The organism is Klebsiella sp. GW_Kp182 (assembly GCF_040062275.1).
Classification (GTDB): domain Bacteria; phylum Pseudomonadota; class Gammaproteobacteria; order Enterobacterales; family Enterobacteriaceae; genus Klebsiella; species Klebsiella michiganensis.
This window is the reverse complement of sequence record NZ_JBEAFQ010000076.1, coordinates 32,302-51,902: the sequence shown is the minus strand read 5'-3', so window position 1 is coordinate 51,902 and position 19,601 is coordinate 32,302. Positions and strand designations below refer to the sequence as shown.

At 53.5% G+C, this 19,601-nt stretch carries 20 protein-coding genes and 2 pseudogenes; 4 read left to right on the top strand and 18 right to left on the bottom strand.

Going from position 1 to position 19,601, the window contains the following annotated elements:
• Window positions 1-411 precede the first annotated feature (411 nt).
• The 12 genes from ABLU88_RS27900 to ABLU88_RS27845 form a co-directional block, all read right to left on the bottom strand.
• Window positions 412-1,884: an ATP-binding protein gene (locus ABLU88_RS27900; RefSeq protein ID WP_049079567.1), complete on the bottom strand. Its 1,473-nt coding sequence runs from the start codon at window positions 1,882-1,884 to the stop codon at window positions 412-414.
• Window positions 1,881-2,597, bottom strand: a complete 717-nt coding sequence (locus ABLU88_RS27895) for a response regulator transcription factor (RefSeq protein WP_004849381.1) — start codon at window positions 2,595-2,597, stop codon at window positions 1,881-1,883. The genes ABLU88_RS27900 and ABLU88_RS27895 overlap by 4 nt, the downstream gene beginning before the upstream one ends.
• Before the next feature lie 78 nt (window positions 2,598-2,675).
• Window positions 2,676-3,806, bottom strand: a complete 1,131-nt coding sequence (gene rlmC / locus ABLU88_RS27890; RefSeq protein ID WP_201162624.1) for a 23S rRNA (uracil(747)-C(5))-methyltransferase RlmC — start codon at window positions 3,804-3,806, stop codon at window positions 2,676-2,678.
• Window positions 3,807-3,848: 42 nt separating this feature from the next.
• Window positions 3,849-4,337, bottom strand: coding sequence for a YbjO family protein (locus ABLU88_RS27885; RefSeq protein WP_004100588.1), 489 nt, complete (start codon window positions 4,335-4,337; stop codon window positions 3,849-3,851).
• A 57-nt stretch (window positions 4,338-4,394) separates the two neighbouring features.
• A complete protein-coding gene (gene potI, locus ABLU88_RS27880) occupies window positions 4,395-5,240 on the bottom strand; it encodes a putrescine ABC transporter permease PotI (protein ID WP_004130847.1) in 846 nt (281 codons plus the stop codon).
• Window positions 5,237-6,190: a putrescine ABC transporter permease PotH gene (gene potH / locus ABLU88_RS27875; protein ID WP_014228601.1), complete on the bottom strand. Its 954-nt coding sequence runs from the start codon at window positions 6,188-6,190 to the stop codon at window positions 5,237-5,239. The genes potI and potH overlap by 4 nt, the downstream gene beginning before the upstream one ends.
• Before the next feature lie 10 nt (window positions 6,191-6,200).
• Window positions 6,201-7,334, bottom strand: coding sequence for a putrescine ABC transporter ATP-binding subunit PotG (potG, locus tag ABLU88_RS27870; RefSeq protein ID WP_004134592.1), 1,134 nt, complete (start codon window positions 7,332-7,334; stop codon window positions 6,201-6,203).
• Window positions 7,335-7,436: 102 nt separating this feature from the next.
• Complete coding sequence (gene potF / locus ABLU88_RS27865; RefSeq protein ID WP_004849369.1) at window positions 7,437-8,549, bottom strand: spermidine/putrescine ABC transporter substrate-binding protein PotF; 1,113 nt, start codon at window positions 8,547-8,549, stop codon at window positions 7,437-7,439.
• 348 nt (window positions 8,550-8,897) lie between these two features.
• Window positions 8,898-9,377 (bottom strand): YbjN domain-containing protein, encoded by a 480-nt coding sequence (locus ABLU88_RS27860; RefSeq protein WP_004849367.1) that lies wholly within the window; start codon window positions 9,375-9,377, stop codon window positions 8,898-8,900.
• Between the two features lie 89 nt (window positions 9,378-9,466).
• The gene (gene rimK, locus ABLU88_RS27855) at window positions 9,467-10,369 is read right to left on the bottom strand and encodes a 30S ribosomal protein S6--L-glutamate ligase (RefSeq protein ID WP_009653278.1); all 903 of its coding nucleotides are present in this window, start codon (window positions 10,367-10,369) and stop codon (window positions 9,467-9,469) included.
• Window positions 10,370-10,472: 103 nt separating this feature from the next.
• Complete coding sequence (gene nfsA / locus ABLU88_RS27850) at window positions 10,473-11,195, bottom strand: nitroreductase NfsA (RefSeq protein WP_348838779.1); 723 nt, start codon at window positions 11,193-11,195, stop codon at window positions 10,473-10,475.
• Complete coding sequence (locus tag ABLU88_RS27845; RefSeq protein WP_122117710.1) at window positions 11,179-11,469, bottom strand: YbjC family protein; 291 nt, start codon at window positions 11,467-11,469, stop codon at window positions 11,179-11,181. The genes nfsA and ABLU88_RS27845 overlap by 17 nt, the downstream gene beginning before the upstream one ends.
• Before the next feature lie 204 nt (window positions 11,470-11,673).
• Here ABLU88_RS27845 and ABLU88_RS27840 point away from each other — a divergent pair, with 204 nt between their 5' ends.
• On the top strand, window positions 11,674-11,937 hold the full coding sequence (locus ABLU88_RS27840) for a GrxA family glutaredoxin (protein ID WP_004100567.1): 264 nt from the start codon (window positions 11,674-11,676) through the stop codon (window positions 11,935-11,937).
• A gap of 6 nt (window positions 11,938-11,943) precedes the next feature.
• Here ABLU88_RS27840 and ybjM read toward each other — a convergent pair whose 3' ends face one another.
• Window positions 11,944-12,327: an inner membrane protein YbjM gene (ybjM, locus tag ABLU88_RS27835; protein ID WP_004849358.1), complete on the bottom strand. Its 384-nt coding sequence runs from the start codon at window positions 12,325-12,327 to the stop codon at window positions 11,944-11,946.
• Window positions 12,328-12,594: 267 nt separating this feature from the next.
• Here ybjM and ABLU88_RS27830 point away from each other — a divergent pair, with 267 nt between their 5' ends.
• On the top strand, window positions 12,595-14,280 hold the full coding sequence (locus ABLU88_RS27830; RefSeq protein ID WP_004849356.1) for an aspartate:alanine antiporter: 1,686 nt from the start codon (window positions 12,595-12,597) through the stop codon (window positions 14,278-14,280).
• A gap of 222 nt (window positions 14,281-14,502) precedes the next feature.
• On the opposite strand, the gene ABLU88_RS27825 is transcribed toward ABLU88_RS27830, so the two are convergent.
• Both ABLU88_RS27825 and ABLU88_RS27820 read right to left on the bottom strand, forming a co-directional pair.
• Window positions 14,503-14,721 (bottom strand): ogr/Delta-like zinc finger family protein, encoded by a 219-nt coding sequence (locus tag ABLU88_RS27825; RefSeq protein WP_348838774.1) that lies wholly within the window; start codon window positions 14,719-14,721, stop codon window positions 14,503-14,505.
• 146 nt (window positions 14,722-14,867) lie between these two features.
• Window positions 14,868-15,019, bottom strand: a pseudogene (locus ABLU88_RS27820) (phage baseplate assembly protein V); the annotation flags it as partial.
• 100 nt (window positions 15,020-15,119) lie between these two features.
• On the opposite strand from ABLU88_RS27820, the gene ABLU88_RS27815 reads away from it, so the two are divergent.
• Window positions 15,120-15,815 carry a DUF6216 family protein gene (locus tag ABLU88_RS27815; RefSeq protein ID WP_348838771.1) on the top strand — a complete coding sequence of 232 codons (696 nt, stop codon included), beginning with the start codon at window positions 15,120-15,122 and terminating at the stop codon, window positions 15,813-15,815.
• Window positions 15,816-16,169: 354 nt separating this feature from the next.
• Here the strand turns inward: ABLU88_RS27815 and ABLU88_RS27810 are convergent, their stop codons facing one another.
• Window positions 16,170-17,753, bottom strand: coding sequence for a DUF262 domain-containing protein (locus tag ABLU88_RS27810; RefSeq protein ID WP_014228595.1), 1,584 nt, complete (start codon window positions 17,751-17,753; stop codon window positions 16,170-16,172).
• 441 nt (window positions 17,754-18,194) lie between these two features.
• Window positions 18,195-18,485, bottom strand: a pseudogene (locus ABLU88_RS27805) (replication endonuclease); the annotation flags it as partial.
• Between the two features lie 21 nt (window positions 18,486-18,506).
• Here ABLU88_RS27805 and ABLU88_RS27800 point away from each other — a divergent pair.
• Complete coding sequence (locus tag ABLU88_RS27800) at window positions 18,507-18,782, top strand: hypothetical protein (RefSeq protein ID WP_223226697.1); 276 nt, start codon at window positions 18,507-18,509, stop codon at window positions 18,780-18,782.
• Between the two features lie 144 nt (window positions 18,783-18,926).
• On the opposite strand, the gene ABLU88_RS27795 is transcribed toward ABLU88_RS27800, so the two are convergent.
• Window positions 18,927-19,469, bottom strand: coding sequence for a TetR family transcriptional regulator (locus ABLU88_RS27795; protein WP_014228592.1), 543 nt, complete (start codon window positions 19,467-19,469; stop codon window positions 18,927-18,929).
• Window positions 19,470-19,601 lie beyond the last annotated feature (132 nt).

The following is a 19,601-nucleotide window of genomic DNA, read 5'->3' as shown; positions in this document are numbered from 1 at the left end:
CCGCAGACAGCCGTGGCCCCGTAGCCCGGGCAAGCGCAGCGCGGCCCGGGACGAAGCCGCACTAAAGCCTCAATCCCGGCGCACTCCCCGGGTTGCGGCGTAAACGCCTTACCCGGGCTACCGGCCCGCAGACAGTCGTAGCCCCGTAGCCCGGGCAAGCGCAGCGTGGCCCGGGACGAAGCCGCACCAAAGCCTCAACCCCGGCGCACTCCCCGGGTTGCGGCGTAAACGCCTTCCGGCCCGCAGACAGCCGTGGCCCCGTAGCCCGGGCAAGCGCAGCGCGGCCCGGGACGAAGCCGCACTAAAGCCTCAATCCCGGCGCATTCCCCGGGTTGCGGCGTAAACGCCTTACCCGGGCTACCGGCCCGCAGACAGCGATAGACCGGTATCGCGATCGGCCAATCCGCCACCTTAAACCGGCAGGGTAAACTGGAAACAGGCCCCTGCCGGCGCTTCAAGCAGGCGAATATCGCCGCCGTGCAGCTGCAGCATCCGTCGCACAATCATCAAACCCAGTCCCCCTCGTGATGCGCTTTGCGCGCCAGGTTCAAGCACCGAAGGCCGTTCGAACAAGGTTGCCCGCAGCTCACCGGCAACGCCCGGTCCGCTATCGGCCACCTCGACGATAAATTCCGGCCCTGAGCGACGCGCCGTCAGGCGGATAAGCCCACCTTCCGGCGTATGGCGAATGGCGTTATCGAGCAGATTAGTCAGCACCCGTTCAATCATCGAGAGATCCGCCGTTATCGGCGGTAGCCCGGTGGCCAGATCCAGCTGTAAACCGATATTGCGCGTCGCGATTGCCAGGTCGAATTTTTGCGCGACATCCTGCACCAGCTCAGCCAGCACGAAGGTTTCCGGCTGCGGCTTAATCCCTCCGTGCTCCAGGCGAGCCAGCTCAAACAGCTGCTGAGAAAGATGGCGGACCTTGTTCCCCTGGCGCAGGGCGATATTCAGATACTGCTTGTTCTCCTCCATCGTCAAGCGATCGGCCTTCAGGCTTAACGTTTCCAGATATCCCAGCAAAGAGGTGAGCGGCGTGCGTAAATCGTGGGAGATATTGGCGACAAATTCTCGCCGCTGGCGATCGCTGTCGGCCAGACGGTCCCACTGCCCGGCAATCTGGCGGGCCAGTTCAATAAAGCGATTATGCAGCACGGCCACTTCATTCCCCGGGTTCGCCTCCGGAGTTTGCGCCGCCAGCGCCTTGATCGCATGAATACTGTCCTGGCTGTCGGTTGCCACCAGCGCGGTGAGCTGACGCACCGGGCGCGTTACCCAGAACCAGGCAAGCCAGCCAGCCAGCCCGCCGAGACCGGCCACCAGCAGCAGAGTCCACAGCAGCAGGCTCCACAAGGTTTTCTGCCAGGCGCTCGCCGCCAGTTCATTAAAGGTTTCACCCTGCAGGATAATGTAGAGATAGCCGCGCAGCTGGCCGTCCTGGCGCAGCGGCGCCACGCTAAACACCTTTTGCTTATCAAGGCTGCGCGGATCGTCGCCGTACACCGGCCAGGCGCCGCCGGAAAGAAACGTTTGCACCGGCGCCAGATCGATGCGCTGGCGCTTAATATGCCCCGGCGGCGCGGCGTCGGCCAGCAGCTCGCCGTCGGGCGAAAGCAGATACAGCTCCACGCTAGGATTGAAGGTCATCAGCCGATCAAAAAGCGGCTTCAGCATCCGGCGATCAACCTGCCCCTGAGCGTCCAGCAGCGGCTCGCGGGCGGCGATCTGCTGCGCCAGCCCGGCGGAGAGACGCTGGACCATGACATTGCCGTACTGCGCGCTGCTGTACAGCTGGATCAGACAAACGGCTATGGCACAGAGCAGCAGCAGTGAGGTAAACACCAGCGCCAGGCGCTGGCTGAGGCTGAGACGGCGGATCATGGCTGCGCCTCTTTGCGCTCCACGGCAAATTTATAGCCTTTTCCCCAGACGGTCAGAATGATGTCCGGCTCCGCCGGGTCGCGCTCAATTTTGGTGCGCAGGCGGTTGATATGGGTATTGACCGTATGCTCATAGCCGTCGTGCTGATAGCCCCACACCCGATCAAGCAGCTCAAGGCGGGAAAAGACCTCTCCCGGATGGCGGGCAAAGTAGTAGAGCAGGTCGAACTCGCGCGGCGTCAGATCCACCGTCTCGCCGCGCAGCTTAACGTCGCGCGACAAGGGGTCAATGCTTAAACCATGGCTGGCGATACGACCGGCATCCATCAGCAGATTCTGCCCCATCGCCTCCTGACGACGGAACACCGCTTTGACCCGGGCGGTCAGTTCGAGAATCGAAAACGGTTTGGCCAGATAATCATCCGCTCCCATCTCCAGCCCCTGTACCCGCTGGGTTTCGCTGGCGCGAGCGCTGATAATAATCACCGGCAGATAGCGGGTTTGCTGACGAATGCGCCGACAAATTTCCAGACCGTCTACACCCGGCAGCATCAGGTCGAGGATCACCGCATCCCAAAGCTCTTTTTCCAGCAGGCGCAGGGCCTGGGCTCCGTCCGCCACGTGGACAATCTGATAACCCTCATCCAGCAGATTCAGGCGCAGCAACGCGGCGATATCTTCATCATCTTCAACCAACAGGATTTTTTTTGCCACCGGCAGCACTCCGCTATTCTTACGTTCTGATTAGCCAAGCTTACCCGATCTTCACCGCCTGAAGAGTTCACATTTTGTTTATACTTCGCGAACCAGCAGGGTCAGCACCTCATAGTGGGCGGTATGGGGGAACATATCGAACAGCTGGACGCGCTCAATGCGATAACCGGCCAGGCGAGCGATATCTTTCGCCATCGTCCGGGCGTTGCAGCTGGAGTAGATAATAAAGCCTGGCGCCATACGGTTTAAATAGTCGCACAGGCCGTCGCCGATACCGCGACGCGGCGGATTCACCAGCACCAGATCGGGAATGTCGCCTTCGCCGGTCGCAAACTGCGTGGAATCGAGCGCCTGAAAATGCAGATTATTCAGCCCGAGCTGCGCCGCCGACTGCTTCGCGCAGGCGATCGCCTCCGGGGCAATTTCAATCCCGGTCAGGCGCATCTCAGGCGTTGCGCTGTGCAGACCAAAGCCGCCCACCCCGCAGAAGAGATCCCACATATGGTTGACCGGCAGCTGGCGCACCCAGTCGCGAGCGGTGGCATACAGGCGGCTGGCTACCACAGGGTTGGTCTGAAAGAAGCTTTGCGGGCGGATCCACAGCGGCACGCCGTTGAAATTTTCCGCCAGCGCCTGCTGGTCGGTGAGGAAAATTTCCCGCTCTCCTTCCATGATGGCCATATGCACCGGCTGAATATTGGCGGTAATCACCTGCAGCTGCGGCAGCAGCGCCTGAAGCTCCGGCAGCGCGGCGCGCAGCTGGGCAAGCTTGGTCTCCGAGCGCAGGACAAAGCGCAGCATCATACCGCCGTCGAGCCGGCTTTCGGTCAGCAGAATGTACTTCAGCTCTCCGCGCCTGCGGGCAACGTTATAGGGCGTGAGCCCGGCGCGGGCGATAAACGGCTTGAGCGCAGCGAAGACGGGCGCGAAGCTTTGCGGATAAAGTGGGCAGTCGGTCAGGTCTTCCGGGGCGCCATCACGGTGCAGCATCCCGAGCAGCGGGCGCTCCACGCTACCGCTGACCACCATTTTCGCTTTGTTGCGAAACCCGCTTTCCGGCCCGCAAACCGGTGCGCACCATTCAGCGACGGGCGCATCGGCGAGAAGCGCGCGCAGATCGGACATTTTATCGGCGAGCTGTTGGGATACCGGCAGTTCCAGCCACTGGCAGGAGCGGCAGCGGCCCGCGTCATAAAGTGCGCATTGCATAACAAGACCTTCAAAAAAACAGGGGCGGGGATTGTATCACCGTTACTGTAAACGGAAAAAGCGTCGGCACGGGGCCGGCACAAACAGCATCGCCAGCACCAGCAGATCCGGTAGTTTTTGCAGCACCAGGGAGCGAAAGATTTCGCGCTTCGATTCCCCGGCAATACTAAACAGCTCGGGATAACCGTAGCCCAATGAAGCGGCCCACAGGTAGCCAATCACGATAATCTGCGTCAACAGGAACAGCCAACGCGCCCAGTTGCGCCCTTTTACCAGCGAAAACGCACACCAGATTTCAATAAATACCAGCACCAGACTTGAGAGAAACACCAGGGTAAGCGCCCAGGTCTGCACGCTGCGATGGACAAAATCCGCGATTCCCTGAACGCCAAGCTGGTTGAGGATCATCAGCAAATCCAGGCCGCGGATTAAAATAATGGCGAAGGCCGCCACCTGCACCAGCGCAGGAACGTTAAGACGAGCATGAGACGAACGCGTTTTAGTAAACAATCCCAACGTAAAGTCTTCCATGAAAACGGCGCCACAAATGCGGCGCCGATGTTAACTCTATTGCAGATTTTAGGTGGTTCAGCCGCTTCTTGCACGCTGGATATCGCGCACCCGCTGCTTTTCCGCGCGGGCCATCAAATACCAGGCGATAAAACCAACAATCCCGACCACGCCGAGGATTAACGTCGCCAGGGCGTTAATCTCCGGGTTGACCCCCATGCGCACGCTGGAGAAGACCAGCATCGGCAGCGTCGTCGCCCCCGGCCCGGAAACAAAGCTGGCAATAACCAGGTCGTCTAGCGACAACGTAAAGGCCAGCAGCCAACCGGAGACCACCGCCGGCATAATCATCGGCAGCGTAATGACGAAAAAGACCTTCAGCGGCGCGGCGCCCAGATCCATCGCCGCCTCTTCAATAGAGTGGTCCAGCTCACGCAGGCGCGATGAAATGACCACCGCGACGTACGCGGTACAGAAGGTCACGTGCGCCAGCCAGATGGTCAGCATGCCGCGATCCGACGGCCAGCCAATTGAATGCCCCAGCGCGACAAACAGCAGCAGCAGCGACAGGCCGGTAATCACATCGGGCATCACCAGCGGCGCGGTGATCATAAAAGCAAAGCCGTTTGAACCGCGGAAGCGGCCAAAACGCACCATCACCACTGCGGCAATGGTACCGAGGATCACCGCCGCCGTCGCGGCGCAGGCGGCGATGGTCAGACTTAAGCCTACCGCGCTCATCATCGCATCGTCATGAAACAGCTCGCGATACCAGCGCGTCGACCACCCCGCCCATACCGTCACCAGCTTTGAGCTGTTGAACGAGTAAATCACCAGCATCAGCATCGGGGCATACAGAAAGGTAAAGCCGAGCAGCAGAATCAAAATTCGCCACGGCGAACGGACTACCGGTAAATTATTCATCCGTGTTCCCCCACCTGTTTTTGCTGATGCTTGTGGAACCACATGATCGGTACGATCAGCAGCAACAGCATCACGATCGCCACCGCAGACGCCACCGGCCAGTCGCGGTTATTGAAAAACTCCTGCCACAGCACGCGGCCAATCATAATGCTGTCTGGCCCGCCCAGCAGTTCCGGGATAACGAACTCCCCGACTGCCGGAATAAACACCAGCATCGACCCGGCAATAATCCCGCCTTTGGTGAGGGGAACGATCACCTGGAAGAAGGTCTTCAGCGGCCGGGCCCCCAGATCCAGCGACGCCTCCACCAGCGAGTAATCGATACGCGTGAGGGCGGTATAGATCGGCAGCACCATAAACGGCAGATAGGCGTAAACAATACCGATATAGACCGCCAGGTTGGTGTGCAGGATCTCCAGCGGCTGGTCGATGACCCCCAGCCACAGCAGGAAGTTGTTCAGCACGCCGTTGCTTTTCAGCAGCCCCATCCAGGCATAGACGCGGATCAGGAAGGAGGTCCATGACGGCAGGATCACCAGCAGCAGCAGAATATTTCGCGTCGATGGCTTACTGTGCGCCACCGCCCACGCCAGCGGATACCCCAACAGCAGGCAGCAGAACGTCGAGATCGCCGCCACCTGAAGCGATTGCAGATACGCTTCAAAATAGAGCGGATCGTCGGTGAGCTGCAGGAAATTCCCGAGATTCAGCGTTAACGTAAGCTGACCGTCGGCCCACTCCAGCAGATCGGTATAGGGTGGGATCGCCCGCGCCATCTCCGCCAGGCTGATTTTAAAGACGATCAGGAACGGCAGCAGAAACAGCAGGATCAGCCACACGTAGGGCAGCGCAATAACCAGCTTGCGCCCGTGGGCCATCTGCAGCCGCGCCAGCCACAGCGCAAAACCGCCAGGTTTTTTTACGCCTGACGGGGGTTCTAATGTACTCATCGCCCTCTCCTTACACCGTCAACACGACGCAGCTATCGGCATCCCAGCACAAACGCACCTCATCACCCCAGGTGGGCGCCCCTTTACGGTAACGGTGTTCGTTTTGCAGCTGAGCGCTCAGCATCTGCCCGCTTTTCAGGCGCACATGGTAGATAGACAGGTCGCCGAGATAGGCAATATAGATAACCTCGCCCACCGCGAAGTTATAGCCATCCGCGGGCGGGTCTTCGCAGAGCATGATTTTTTCCGGGCGCAGGGCCACCCACACCGGCACGTTATCGACGACAGAGGCATCGGGATCGACCTTCAGCGGATGGGTCAGGCCCGGAGAGTCCAGCACCAGGCCATCTTCCTGCCGCTCTTTCACCAACCCTTCAAAGACGTTGACCGAGCCGATAAACTCCGCGCTGTAGCGGGTGGTCGGGTGCTCGTAGATTTCCTCCGGCTCGCCGATTTGCACGAACTTGCCGCGGTTCATAATGGCGATACGCCCCGCCATGGTCATCGCCTCTTCCTGATCGTGGGTCACCATCACGCAGGTAACGCCGACGCGCTCAAGGATATCGACCACTTCCAGCTGCATCCTGTCGCGCAGCTTCTTATCCAGCGCCCCCATTGGCTCATCAAGCAGCAGCAGTTTCGGTCTTTTCGCCAGGCTGCGGGCCAGGGCCACGCGCTGACGCTGGCCGCCAGAGAGCTGATGCGGTTTACGCTTTGCGAACTCCTGCATATGCACCAGCGCCAGCATCTCCTGCACCCGGCTGGTGATTTCGGCCTTGGGCAATTTGTCCTGCTTGAGGCCAAAGGCGATATTCTGCTCCACCGTCATATGGGGAAACAGCGCGTAGGACTGGAACATCATATTAATCGGCCGCTGATACGGCGGCACCCGCGCCAGATCGACGCCATCCAGGACAATCTGTCCGGCGGTAGGCTGTTCAAATCCCGCCAGCATGCGCAGCAGGGTTGACTTGCCGCAGCCGGATGCGCCCAGCAGGGCAAAAATTTCGCCTTTATAAATGGTGAGATTGACGTCATCGACGGCGTGCTGGCCATCGAAGGACTTGGTTAAATTACGGATTTCCAGCAGCGGGGTCAGCGCTTTGGGGGTTTTCGCCTGCGGGCGAGGAATCACATCATTCACGGGGTGTTCTCCGGCAGAAATCAAATCATGGTGCAGGCGCACCATCGCGGTGCGCCTGTTGCCGGCAGCGCGACGCTTATCCGGCCTACAACTCACGGAGAATTACTTACCGCTTTTCACCTTCGTCCACGCGCGAGTACGCACGCGGTCGATTTTCGGATCCTGGACTTTCAAGGTGAACAGCTTGGCGAAGACGTCAGCCGGCGGGTAAATGGCCGGATTATTGCGGATCGCTTCGCTGACCAGCGGAACAGAGGCTTTGTTGCCGTTAGCGTAATAGACATGATCGCTGATGTGGGCGATAACATCCGGACGCATCAGATAGTTCAGGAACTGATAAGCCTCATCTTTGTTTTTCGCATCCGCCGGCATGGCGAAGACGTCGAAGAACGCCAGCGCGCCCTCTTTCGGAATATAGTAGGAAACATTCACCCCGTTTTTCGCTTCTTTCGCCCGGTTAGCCGCCTGCCATACGTCCCCCGCCCAGCCGATAGCGACGCAGATATCACCGTTCGCCAGGTCGTTGATGTACTGAGAGGAGTGGAAATAGCGAATATTCGGACGCAGCTTCAGCAGCAGATCGGTCGCCGGGCCGGTGTAATCATCGGCTTTAGTACTGTTAGGATCTTTGCCGAGATAGTTCAGCACGGTGGCGAAAATCTCTTCCGGGGCATCCAGGAAGGAGACGCCGCAGCTTTTCAGCTTTTCCAGGTTTTCCGGCTTCATCACCAGATCCCAGCTGTCCAGCGGCGCATCTTTGCCCAGCACGGCTTTCACTTTATCGATGTTATAGCCTATGCCGGTTGTCGCCCACAGGTACGGGATCGCGTATTTATTGTCGGGGTCGTGCTTCGCGACCAGCTTCAATACTTCCGGGTCGAGATTTTTCCAGTTGGGAAGCTTACTTTTATCCAGCGGCTGGAATACCCCGGCCGCCAGCTGGCGCTCAAGGAAGCTCGCCGACGGCACCACCAGGTCAAAACCGGTGCTGCCCGCCATGAGCTTACCCTCCAGCACTTCGTTGGAGTCAAAGACGTCATACACCACTTTAATACCGGTCTCTTTTTCAAAATTCGCCACCGTATCCGGCGCAATATAATCAGACCAGTTATAAACATGTAGGGTTTTTTGTTCGGCTGCGAGCGAACCGGCAGAAACGGCCATCAGCGCACCCGTAACCAGACCTGTTAACCATTTTTTACCAAAGGCGGTCATATCTCTTATTCCTTCTCAATGCCCGTTAACAAGCGGGCTGAATATACGCACTTGTTCGCATGCAATAATCATGCATATTTTTTCATTGCCTAAGAAAAGGAGAGAGGACCTCTCCCGGAATGGTTGCCCGCAACTGGAAGCAGCGTCAGAATAACTGTAGCCAGAATAAGAGGCTATAGCCCAGGTAAAAAAACGGCTTTTATCAATTTTTTATGCAATAAGGGTCTATGTGATAAGCCGAAAGCGGCGGAATGGCGGTGAAAAATTCTTTTCCGAAAGGTTAATAGCAGAATAAAAGCATGTAATACGCAGCCGCTATGGCAGTGGCTGCGCTATTTTTCGACAGGCTTAGTGAAGAAAATGGTACTGAATATTCTCAGCCACCGGCTCTTCTTCCTCAGACTTATACAGCACCTGATTGGCGCTGGCTTCGAGGATGACCATCGATATCTGTTCTTCGCTCTGGCGGAAAAACCACGCGAACTGATCGATCGTCACGCCGACGCCTACGGTCAAGGCCTGGCACACCACCAGCTTCGGCAGATTATCATCCTGAATATCGAGGAAAGCTTTCACCGTCAACGAACTGGCGTTAATCGCAGAAAGATCGGCGGAGAGCGGCAGCAGCGCGGAGGGTTTCACCTCTGCCAGCGCGGAGAAAAGCACCACGTTATCCACCAGGTCAAGTTTGGCATCAAAAATGCCTTCGAAATTTTGCATATGCGGCAGGTGCAGTGCCTGGCAGGAATCACACTCAAAAAAGCTGATGCCCAATTCGTCGAGCCATTGACGTAACGTATCAAGACCCGGAACGACCAGTGAATCCATATGACCTGTGACCTCTTACTGTGAAAAATGCGACGCCATAGCTTACGCAAAAAAAGCGTCCTGTACCATGACGGTGTCGTGAAAGGGAATTATCCGCCCATTTTCAGACAAAATCCGGGCGTGGCTTGTCGTTCGATCCAGGCGATCATTTTGCCGGCAATATCGACGCCGGTGGTGGTTTCAATTCCTTCCAGCCCAGGAGAAGCATTGACCTCCATCACCAGAGGACCGCGCGCGGCGCGCAGGATATCAACGCCGGCCACGTCCAGCCCGAGCGTTTGCGCGGCCTTGATGGCCATTTCACGCTCCTGCTCGCTGATATACGCCACCGACGCCACGCCGCCGCGATGCAGGTTAGAGCGAAAATCCCCCTCCTTCGCCCGCCGTTCAATTGCCGCCACCACTTCATTACCCACCACGAGGCAGCGCACGTCCCGCCCCTTCGCCTCGGCGATATACTCCTGCACCAGAATATGCGCATTCAGGCCGCGAAAAGCGTCGATGACGCTCTCTGCCGCCTGGCGCGTTTCGGCCAGCACGACGCCGATGCCCTGGGTACCCTCCACCAGCTTTACCACCAGCGGCGCGCCGCCAACCATGGCAATCAGGTCGCTGGTATCGTCTGGCGAATGGGCAATACCGGTGAGCGGCAGATCGATCCCCTGACGGGCCAGCAGCTGGAGCGAGCGCAGCTTGTCGCGGGCGCGGGTAATCGCCACCGATTCATTCAGCGGATAGCTGCCCAGCAGCTCAAACTGACGCAGCGCCGCGGTACCATAGTAGGTGATCGCCGTGCCAATGCGCGGGATCACGGCGTCGAAATGCGGGAGCTGGCGACCTTTATAGTGAATCGACGAGGCCACCGGGCTGACGTTCATATAACAGGAAAGCGGATCGAGGATTTCCACCTGGTGTCCGCGTTTTTGCGCGGCTTCGCGCAGGCGTCGACATGAATAAAGCGTTCCATCCCGGGATAATATGGCAATTTTCACCCTGCACCTCTGCGAAAAGACCCGCTCTGGCGGGCCTCTGGTAGTCAATTAGCGCTGACCTGCGGAATTTCCTTGCGTCAGACCGAGGGCAGTTTACACGCAATCAGCGCGTAGCCCATCCCTGCTTATGCAGATATTGCAGAATAAACGGACGGCTCTCTTTAACAATAGTCCGACGGATATGGTCGCTCCAGGTATCGCGACGCGTATTGCTGCCGCGAGAGAGATAATACTGCGCTATCTGCTCGTCATATTCCGCAAGCACCGCGTCGTCCACCGGCTGATAGTGATTTTCATGCACCAGCATCGCCGACGGCATGCGCGGTTTCACCTCCGGGTTATCGTCCGGCCAGCCAAGGCACAGGCCAAACAGCGGCAGTACGTGCTGCGGGAGCTTCATCAGCTCGGTCACCGCATCGATATTGTTGCGCAGGCCGCCAATATAGACGCCGCCGAGGCCAAGGGATTCCGCCGCCACCAGCGCATTCTGCGCCAGAATCGCGGTATCGACGCAGCCCAGCAGCAGCTGTTCGGCGAGGCCCAGCTGAGCGTCCGGGCAGATTTGCAGATTGCGATTGAAATCAGCGCAGAATACCCAAAATTCAGCGGCCTGCGCTACGTGCTGCTGGCCGCCGCTCAGCGGGACCAGCTGTTGGCGTATTTCCGGGTCGGTAACGCGAATAATTGAGGAGCATTGTAAAAAACTGGAGCTGGAAGCGCCCTGCGCGCTGGCAATAATCGCGGCGCGCTGTTCGTCGCTTATCGGCGCGTCGGTAAAATGGCGAATAGAACGGTGGCTACGCAGCAGCTCAATGGTCGGCGTCATCTCGTTTTTCTCTGTCAGGCAATGAAGAAGGTGGGGTTTTCGTTTGCGTCAACTGCGGGGCAATCACTTTCGCCACTCGCCACATTAACGCCACGGCGGCCGGAAGCATCAGCAGGATCCCCGCGAAGATCATCAGCAGCGCCGCCGTTGGGCTGGAAAACGGCTCGGGCAGGCTGACGTACTGGTTGAGCGAGAGCCAGGCCAGGGTCAACAGCACCATGCCGATAATCTCGACTACCAGAATGCTTTTTGGTAATGCAGCGGGCGATCGCATAACGCTCCTTCGGTCAAAATCATGCACGCTCCCGGGCAAAAACCGGTCGCGTATCAGGGGAGTATAGCGGTTTCATCAGCAGAATATTTACCAAACATAGCCTTAAGCCATCGAAGCAAAAGGCAGAACCTTCTTTCCCTCCTCGACATAACGCGGCATGATACGCGGCATTCGCCATCCGGCTGAGGTTTAAGGAGAAGGACTATGTTTACGGTAATTTTTGGCCGTCCAGGCTGCCCCTATTGCGTTCGCGCCAAAGAGCTGGCGGAAAAACTGAGCAACGAGCGTGATGATTTTAACTATCGCTATATTGATATTCACGCAGAAGGCATCAGCAAAGCCGACCTGGAAAAAACCGTGGGTAAACCGGTTGAAACCGTACCGCAGATTTTTGTCGATCAGAAGCACATTGGCGGCTGCACTGACTTTGAAGCCTGGGCGAAAGAGAATCTCGGCCTGTTCGCCTGAGACGGCTCACTCCTCTGACGAGTGCCTGCGTCTGGTATCAAGCCAGGCGCAAATAAACAAAAAGCACAGCGCGCCCAGCGCGCACCAGAACACCGCGCTAAACAGCCACGCCAGTTCCTGCCAGAAAGAACGCTCGGTCACAAAGAAAAGCCGCATAACCACCAGACAGACAGGTGCAGCCAGCATCGCGCCAATAAGCGGACGCAGTACCCGCTGCCCGGGAGAGAGGCAGCTTGCCGCCGCACCGGGGAGCAAAAAGAACAGCAGCCCGAGCTCAGGGTGACCGGTAGCCCGAAAGGCGCCTTTCATATGTAACAGTAGTGATAAACAAACCACGATAAATAGAAAGAACCCACAGATAATACCGGCCCAAGCACGCTCAGATTTCACGACATCCTCCTGATTTTGCCTCTAACCAACTTCCACTTCGCCCAGTCAGATAAAGATTCTGGCAATCCATGCCAATAAAAGATCCCGTCAATGTAAACACGATTGTTACTAGCCGCAGCCTCCAGGAAAGATTAAACTATCGACTATATTTTGCTGGTTATAACGGGATGCCAGAATAGCGTTCGGGACAACGCGAACACTGGACCAACCTTAGACCAAATAACCATTTCCTTCAACAACTTACTAGTAAATGAGAAGTTGGCTTTCGTGAATATAAACGTCGCAGATTTGTTAAACGGGAATTACATCCTGTTATTGTTCGTTGTGCTTGCATTAGGACTCTGCCTCGGGAAACTGCGTCTCGGGTCGGTACAACTTGGTAATTCCATTGGCGTTTTAGTGGTTTCCCTATTATTAGGGCAACAGCATTTCAGTATTAACACTGATGCCCTCAATCTCGGCTTTATGCTGTTTATTTTCTGCGTCGGCGTGGAAGCGGGGCCCAACTTTTTTTCTATTTTTTTTCGCGACGGCAAAAATTACCTGATGCTCGCGCTGGTGATGGTCGGCAGCGCGATGCTGATCGCCATGGGGCTGGGTAAGCTCTTCGGCTGGGATATCGGCCTGACGGCCGGGATGCTCGCCGGCGCCATGACCTCCACGCCCGTGCTGGTGGGCGCCGGGGATACGCTACGGCACTTCGGCATGCCCAGCGATCAGCTCGCCCTCTCGCTCGATCATCTGAGCCTCGGCTATGCGCTGACCTACCTGATTGGCCTGGTCAGCCTGATCGTCGGCGCCCGCTATATGCCGAAGCTGCAGCATCAGGATTTGCAAACCAGCGCCCAGCAAATCGCCCGCGAGCGCGGCCTCGATACCGACTCCCGGCGCAAGGTCTATCTGCCGGTGATCCGCGCCTACCGCGTCGGCCCGGAGCTGGTGGCGTGGGCTGATGGTAAAAACCTGCGCGAGCTGGGCATTTACCGCCAGACCGGCTGCTACATTGAGCGCATCCGCCGCAACGGCATTCTCGCAAACCCGGACGGCGATGCGGTGCTGCAGATGGGCGATGATATCGCCCTGGTGGGTTACCCGGATGCCCATGCCCGCCTCGACCCAAGCTTCCGTAACGGCAAAGAGGTCTTCGACCGCGATCTGCTCGATATGCGCATCGTCACCGAAGAGATCGTGGTCAAAAACCACAATGCCGTCGGCCGTCGCCTGGCGCAGCTGAAGCTGACCGATCACGGTTGCTTCTTAAACCGCGTTATCCGCAGCCAGATCGAAATGCCTATCGACGATAACGTGGTGCTCAACAAGGGCGATGTGCTGCAGGTCAGCGGCGACGCGCGTCGCGTTAAAACCGTCGCGGATCGTATCGGCTTTATCTCCATCCACAGCCAGGTGACCGACCTGCTCGCCTTCTGCGCCTTCTTTATCGTTGGCCTGATGATCGGCATGATCACCTTCCAGTTCAGCTCGTTCAGCTTCGGCATCGGTAACGCCGCCGGTCTGCTGTTTGCCGGCATTATGCTCGGTTTCCTGCGCGCCAACCATCCGACGTTTGGCTACATTCCGCAGGGGGCGCTGAATATGGTGAAGGAGTTCGGCCTGATGGTGTTTATGGCAGGCGTGGGGCTCAGCGCGGGCGCCGGCATAAATAACGGCCTCGGCGCCGTCGGCGGTCAGATGCTGGCGGCGGGCCTTATCGTCAGCCTGGTGCCGGTGGTTATCTGCTTCCTGTTCGGCGCGTACGTGCTGCGCATGAACCGGGCGATGCTCTTCGGCGCCATGATGGGGGCTCGTACCTGCGCGCCGGCGATGGAAATCATCAGCGATACCGCGCGCAGCAATATTCCTGCGCTGGGATACGCGGGGACCTACGCCATCGCTAACGTGTTGTTAACCCTGGCAGGTACGCTGATTGTCATCATCTGGCCGGGGCTACAGTGAATTTTTTAAGAAAAAAAACGCGCATACGCAGAACTTTTTTTGCTGGCATCAGTCATAAGTAGTGCCACTGCTTTTCTTTGATGTCCCCATTTTGTGGAGCCCATCAACCCCGCCACTTAGGTTCAAGGTTGATGGGTTTTTTGTTGCCTGAATTTTACGGCCTTTAAAATCATTGAGTTACAAACCCTCTTTTTAAGTCATGGCGACAAAGTGGCGACAGCCTCAAAGAGCCAGCGCAGCCTGGCCTGAATTTGTGGGGTGAGGCTGCACAGGATGGGCCTCTTTAGGTGTAGAAATTGAGCGAACAAAAGTCTCATGCGTTACGAACGTATGGCTGCAGTTGATATTCTGGCACTGGTTGTAACGTTCTTTGGTCATTGAAGAAACCTGGAAACTGCTGCGAGTATGGGCTGCACTTCCACATACTGGGCAAATCATCATTTTACACATCCACATCTATGCTGGTCCTAAACTCGTAGTCCGGATTTGACCGTATGCGTTAACGCTGTGATAGCCTAGTTCACATTATCGATGGGTTGATTAAAGTCGATGACCTTAACTGGCATTTACACGTAGGTGCGGGATTAACTGGCGCGGTAAGTCAGCCAGTTAATCCCGCTGGTTTCAAGGCCCCAGTTTCCACCCAGCAAAGCCAGTCGTCCCGGTCCACTTCAGTCACAATGCAATTGCGAATCAGATTGATGATAAGGCCTATGATTTCGGCTAATTGAGCATTCATAGTGTCAGAATGCCCGCGATTGAATTTTTAATGAACTTCACTTCATTGTTTGGTCTCTGATATATATAATCTCGAATACCTAATTGAGAAGGAAAGATATATGGATTTCGATAAAATAAATGCTTTTCTTGCTACGGCAATTGGAGGATTGATATTTAAATGGCTCGCAGGAGGAGTCTCTTCCTTTTGGTCATGGCTAAATAAAATCCATCCTGAAGAGGATTTTTTAGTATCCACCATCGGATTAGCAAAACCGATAATTAGGCTTAGCCTTTGCAAGTACAAAGTTAGTACTAAACCACACGGTAAACGAGAAAAAATCACCCTCACTACTCTTGGCATCATTGTTATAGCAATTCCCTTAATTGGTTTTTATCAGTTCACTAAAATCATTACCGTTGAGCCAATATACTGGATTTCCCATACACACAAAGAAACAAATGACTCATTTTGGATAAAACCAGGAGCGGCAACAAGCCCACCGAATACTCCTGCGTGGGATATAACGCCAGAAACTTGCATCGATAAAAACAAATTGGATAAAATCACGTTAATTAAACCAGAAACAAAACTATTTATTTGTAGTTATATGTTAGATCCACAAAAAAAAGATGAGTTATCAAAAGAGACTAATAAAAACTCCCTTGCACTTATAGTCATAACGCCAATTATTTATCTATCATTACTATGTTTCACTATGTTAGGAGTAGCTATGTTTATTGATTTATATATAAACAGAAAAATCACAAAGCTTAATAAATTAGAAATCAAGAAAAGTTATGAATATTTAACATAATTTATAATACAATTAGCCATTGCGGCAGGATGTCACAGGTGACAGTTTCCACCTCATCATTTATAGCCAGAAGGCATAGGATGTATTCCTGAATATTAAAAATGTTAGCCGCAATGACATTATGGCAGCACACCGCATGCCATCTAAGCTGAAGGAGATTATACCGATCAATATTGGAGTTGGGGCTGTGAAGAAGGCAAGTATAGTATTTGTGGAAAATGAATTAGAGCCAATTCAACGAAGGTTGATGGGAAAGAATAATTGAACAAACAAGGATGTCATCCTTTCCAGTAAGTTTCCTTTCAAAGAAAGACATCCAATATTTTAAATATAGCAAACATATTTTACTGCTTACTATATTTTCCCTGTCATTGCTTTTGAAGCAAGATCATTTAAATCCATTTCACGCTGATTGATAAACTCCCCATAAGAACTTTTACCATCTCGTAATTTTTCATCAATTACCGCCGCATCAAAAATCAAATCTTTCTCTGCCTCATGTACTGCTTTAAAATAAGTATCGGGATTTGAATCTGAAATTTTATTATTATCTTCAGCCGTTAAAAACGCTATATTTGCAATTATATTTGACTCATGAAATGCAAAACCTTGCTTAGCAAGGTATGCCTTAGGATAAATATGATGAAATTGCCTTGCGTTATATGCTGACAATGCAGAATCAAGATCTACCACTTTACCAGTAATGAAACTTCGAGGAGATAGTTGAGCTAATAAACAAATGGAGGCCTTTGCAGCAGAGGAGTTTATTCGCCATGTTTTTTTAAAGAAATCCGCTTCAATTTTTGGTATTGGTTGAATATAGCTATCAGGTGAATTTATTATACCCTCCATAGAGATAATATCTTCCATAACATAAGTATTTGTCCCAGCTTTATACCTTTGTGAAAATGCACAACACCAAAACCATCGCTTAATAGAACTATATTGATGTCCTGTAGGTCGAGCGGTTTTAGCGAAGAAATAGGTTATCGGAACTAACATAATAGGGAAAGGTAAGAATATAGAATTCTTAATTTTTAAATCGTTTGCTAAAAAATCAACAGAACTTCGCACACCTCTTTTTAAATCCTCCATTGAGGATAAAAGAATTGTTGGATCAACATCAATCAAAGTATCCGAATCTATTTTTTTATTGATTATTGCGGTCAAACAACGCATTAAAAGGACTTCATCGACTTGTTCATACCCCACAGATGCAAGATAATCTTTTAATGAATCCATCTCTGTGCGTAAATCGAATTTTTCTGACCATGTCCATGCAGTCAGCAACTCAATGGTACTTAAACTTGTTCCAGATGAGTTAATCCTCTGAAATATTCTACAAACTTCTTGGTTGCTTCTTTCTTTAATCGTAACTATAGGAAACTCATAATCTTTAAATTTATCTACAAGGTTAGCAATTTTATCTTGTTCATCAACTGGGAATCGCCTCAACTCCGGCAGAAGTTTCGCAGTATCAAGAATACTACTTAGTGGAACACTACTAACACCATTCGGCAGATCTTTGTAATTACAGAATTCGTCATTGGAAGGAACAAAATGTATATTAAATCGTGATGCTAATTCATTGTTTTCTGTTTTCCTATCCGCATTGAACACACCAAACAAAGTTGTTAAACGCTGCTGTCCATCTAACACATAATTTACAGGATAATCCTCTTTGACCTCAGGGAGATGAAACCCACCTACATTCCTTTCAAATTTCAATGGAGTTTTAGTCGACCATAATAATAATGAACCAACCGGATACCCACTATAAATAGAGTCGATAAGCCCTAATATTTGTTCATCTGTCCAAACAAAATCTCGCTGGAAAGCCGGGATCTTGATGTTTCCACGGGTAACGTCATCTAATAAGGATGCTAATCTTTGGTTCCCAGAATCGATTTTTTTCTTAGAGTTTGCATTACTTTCCATTGCTGAGTCTCACCGAGTATGAAGAGATACTAGATTTGCACAAAATCAAAGCACCTTCAATCGCAACGTTTCCCATTAACTTACGTTGCGCGCGCTCAAATCTCCGCCACGTCTGCCAGCTTTGTGAAGTTGTTTTCATGCAGATACATGATGGGCCTGAAAACCCGACAACCCAGGCGATTTTGGACCATTACGATCCTTTTTAGATCATGCAAATCCTGCACCATAGACATGCACTCCTTCTCAAACGCTGGTGCGTCCTTTTGGAGAACGTTACAAATGACGCAAAACGGCTAATGCTTGCTTTCATCCTTGCCTACCCGTACTTACTCAACCTAGTAACTAGATCGCTCGTCAGTTCTGACAACCACGGAATGGCAGTCTCCTTATCGTTATCGCACAATCCGAGCTGGCAACTAGCTGGGCCATAAGTTCTAACCACTACCGACATTTATCGTCTTCATGCAAAGCCTGGTTTCGGTAGAAAAGGCGTAAACCTGTCAATAATAGAATACTTCCGCCACGCAGCAGTAAATCAATATCCTGCTCGTTGCCGTCAAAACCTTTGGACTTCAACTCATATTCAAGCTGCGGTCTCAGCTAATCTTTAATCTACTACCCGTATCCTTTCCGGCGCGTCGGTTTAACCAAACGAAGCCCAGCGCTCATTTTCCTAATCATTTTTTTGCTCATGCTATGGAGATGAGCCTGCAACGGAGTATTATTAAGACGGTCTTGATTATCAGGAATAATATGATTATGAATGAGTTACAGATACAGGGGCTAGAACTTCGCGCTAAAGCAAAAGAACTGGCTCTTGCTGCTTTGGCAAAGCACCCGGATGGAAGCATAAATGGTAAAGGAGTGAAGCAAGCAGAAGTATTTCGTCTCTGCGGTCTCGATTGGGGGGATTATCCTAAAGCCCCCAGTACACAGCAACAATATTGGGCTGTAGCCCTCCTTCGCGAACTTGAGTCAGAAGGAGCTGTGGAGCAAGTCGAGGAGAAAGGTCCCTGGCGTTTAAAATAAGTCACGATGAGCCAAGTGGCAGCAGCGGTTGGCATTGCCCCGTGATCGCCACTCCTTACCACTCACCTAACTTATTGACCATCATGCAACTAATTGTTTTCATTGACCAATTTACATAAATTTTTTTTGTTTTCTGCGCCCCGCTCACGCTCCCGCCAGCCGGTCTACCATCAGTCGAATCGCTTCTCTCGATAGCGGCGCTCTGTCGGTCACGAAGTGCAGCGTCATCCCCTCGATAAAGGCGTCAAGCCCGCGGGCCGTTGCCGGTTCAAACCACTGCTCAAGGGTCCGCTGGCTGCGCAGCATCCAGTTCTGCATGACCGCTTTTAAATTCGGCTGGCTGCTGCAAAAAGCATATAGCTGATACATCAGCTCCATATTGCGCGCGGTGGTCACCTGGGCGCTAAAAATCAGCTCCGCAATGGCGTCACAGGCCTCTTCGCGGCTATGCACATCGGCAAAAAACTGCTGATACTGCGCCGACATCTGGCCGGTAAACAGGCTGAACGCCTCTTCGACCAGCGCCTCAATGCCGCTGAAATAGTAGGTCAGCGAGCCCAGCGGCACACCCGCGCAGGTGGCGATTTTCCGGTGCGTGACCGCGTGGATACCGTGTATCGCGATCGTGTCCAGCGTCGCCTGCAAAATCCGCTCCCGCCGCTGCGGGTCGTTTGGTCGACGGGCCATCCCCTTTTCCTCTTTCATTTAAACAGATGCTGAATCCCACGGCGTACGCGTCAAATATGCCTCAGGCTGAATCGAATCATAGAGGTCAATAAAAAAGCATTCCGCGGCAGCCTGCCTGGATGTACAAATGTA

Excerpts from the sequence above, each read along its gene's own strand:
- ABLU88_RS27860 (WP_004849367.1), bottom strand. The coding sequence starts at position 9,377 with ATGGATTCACTGGTCGTTCCGGGTCTTGATACGTTACGTCAATGGCTC.
- rlmC (WP_201162624.1), bottom strand. The coding sequence starts at position 3,806 with ATGCAATGCGCACTTTATGACGCGGGCCGCTGCCGCTCCTGCCAGTGG.
- nfsA (WP_348838779.1), bottom strand. The coding sequence starts at position 11,195 with ATGACGCCGACCATTGAGCTGCTGCGTAGCCACCGTTCTATTCGCCAT.
- ABLU88_RS27810 (WP_014228595.1), bottom strand. The coding sequence starts at position 17,753 with ATGGAAAGTAATGCAAACTCTAAGAAAAAAATCGATTCTGGGAACCAA.
- ABLU88_RS27815 (WP_348838771.1), top strand. The coding sequence starts at position 15,120 with ATGGATTTCGATAAAATAAATGCTTTTCTTGCTACGGCAATTGGAGGA.
- ABLU88_RS27800 (WP_223226697.1), top strand. The coding sequence starts at position 18,507 with ATGATTATGAATGAGTTACAGATACAGGGGCTAGAACTTCGCGCTAAA.
- ABLU88_RS27795 (WP_014228592.1), bottom strand. The coding sequence starts at position 19,469 with ATGGCCCGTCGACCAAACGACCCGCAGCGGCGGGAGCGGATTTTGCAG.
- ABLU88_RS27845 (WP_122117710.1), bottom strand. The coding sequence starts at position 11,469 with ATGCGATCGCCCGCTGCATTACCAAAAAGCATTCTGGTAGTCGAGATT.
- ABLU88_RS27885 (WP_004100588.1), bottom strand. The coding sequence starts at position 4,337 with ATGGAAGACTTTACGTTGGGATTGTTTACTAAAACGCGTTCGTCTCAT.
- ABLU88_RS27825 (WP_348838774.1), bottom strand. The coding sequence starts at position 14,721 with ATGATGATTTGCCCAGTATGTGGAAGTGCAGCCCATACTCGCAGCAGT.
- potF (WP_004849369.1), bottom strand. The coding sequence starts at position 8,549 with ATGACCGCCTTTGGTAAAAAATGGTTAACAGGTCTGGTTACGGGTGCG.
- potH (WP_014228601.1), bottom strand. The coding sequence starts at position 6,190 with ATGAGTACATTAGAACCCCCGTCAGGCGTAAAAAAACCTGGCGGTTTT.
- ABLU88_RS27840 (WP_004100567.1), top strand. The coding sequence starts at position 11,674 with ATGTTTACGGTAATTTTTGGCCGTCCAGGCTGCCCCTATTGCGTTCGC.
- potI (WP_004130847.1), bottom strand. The coding sequence starts at position 5,240 with ATGAATAATTTACCGGTAGTCCGTTCGCCGTGGCGAATTTTGATTCTG.
- ABLU88_RS27900 (WP_049079567.1), bottom strand. The coding sequence starts at position 1,884 with ATGATCCGCCGTCTCAGCCTCAGCCAGCGCCTGGCGCTGGTGTTTACC.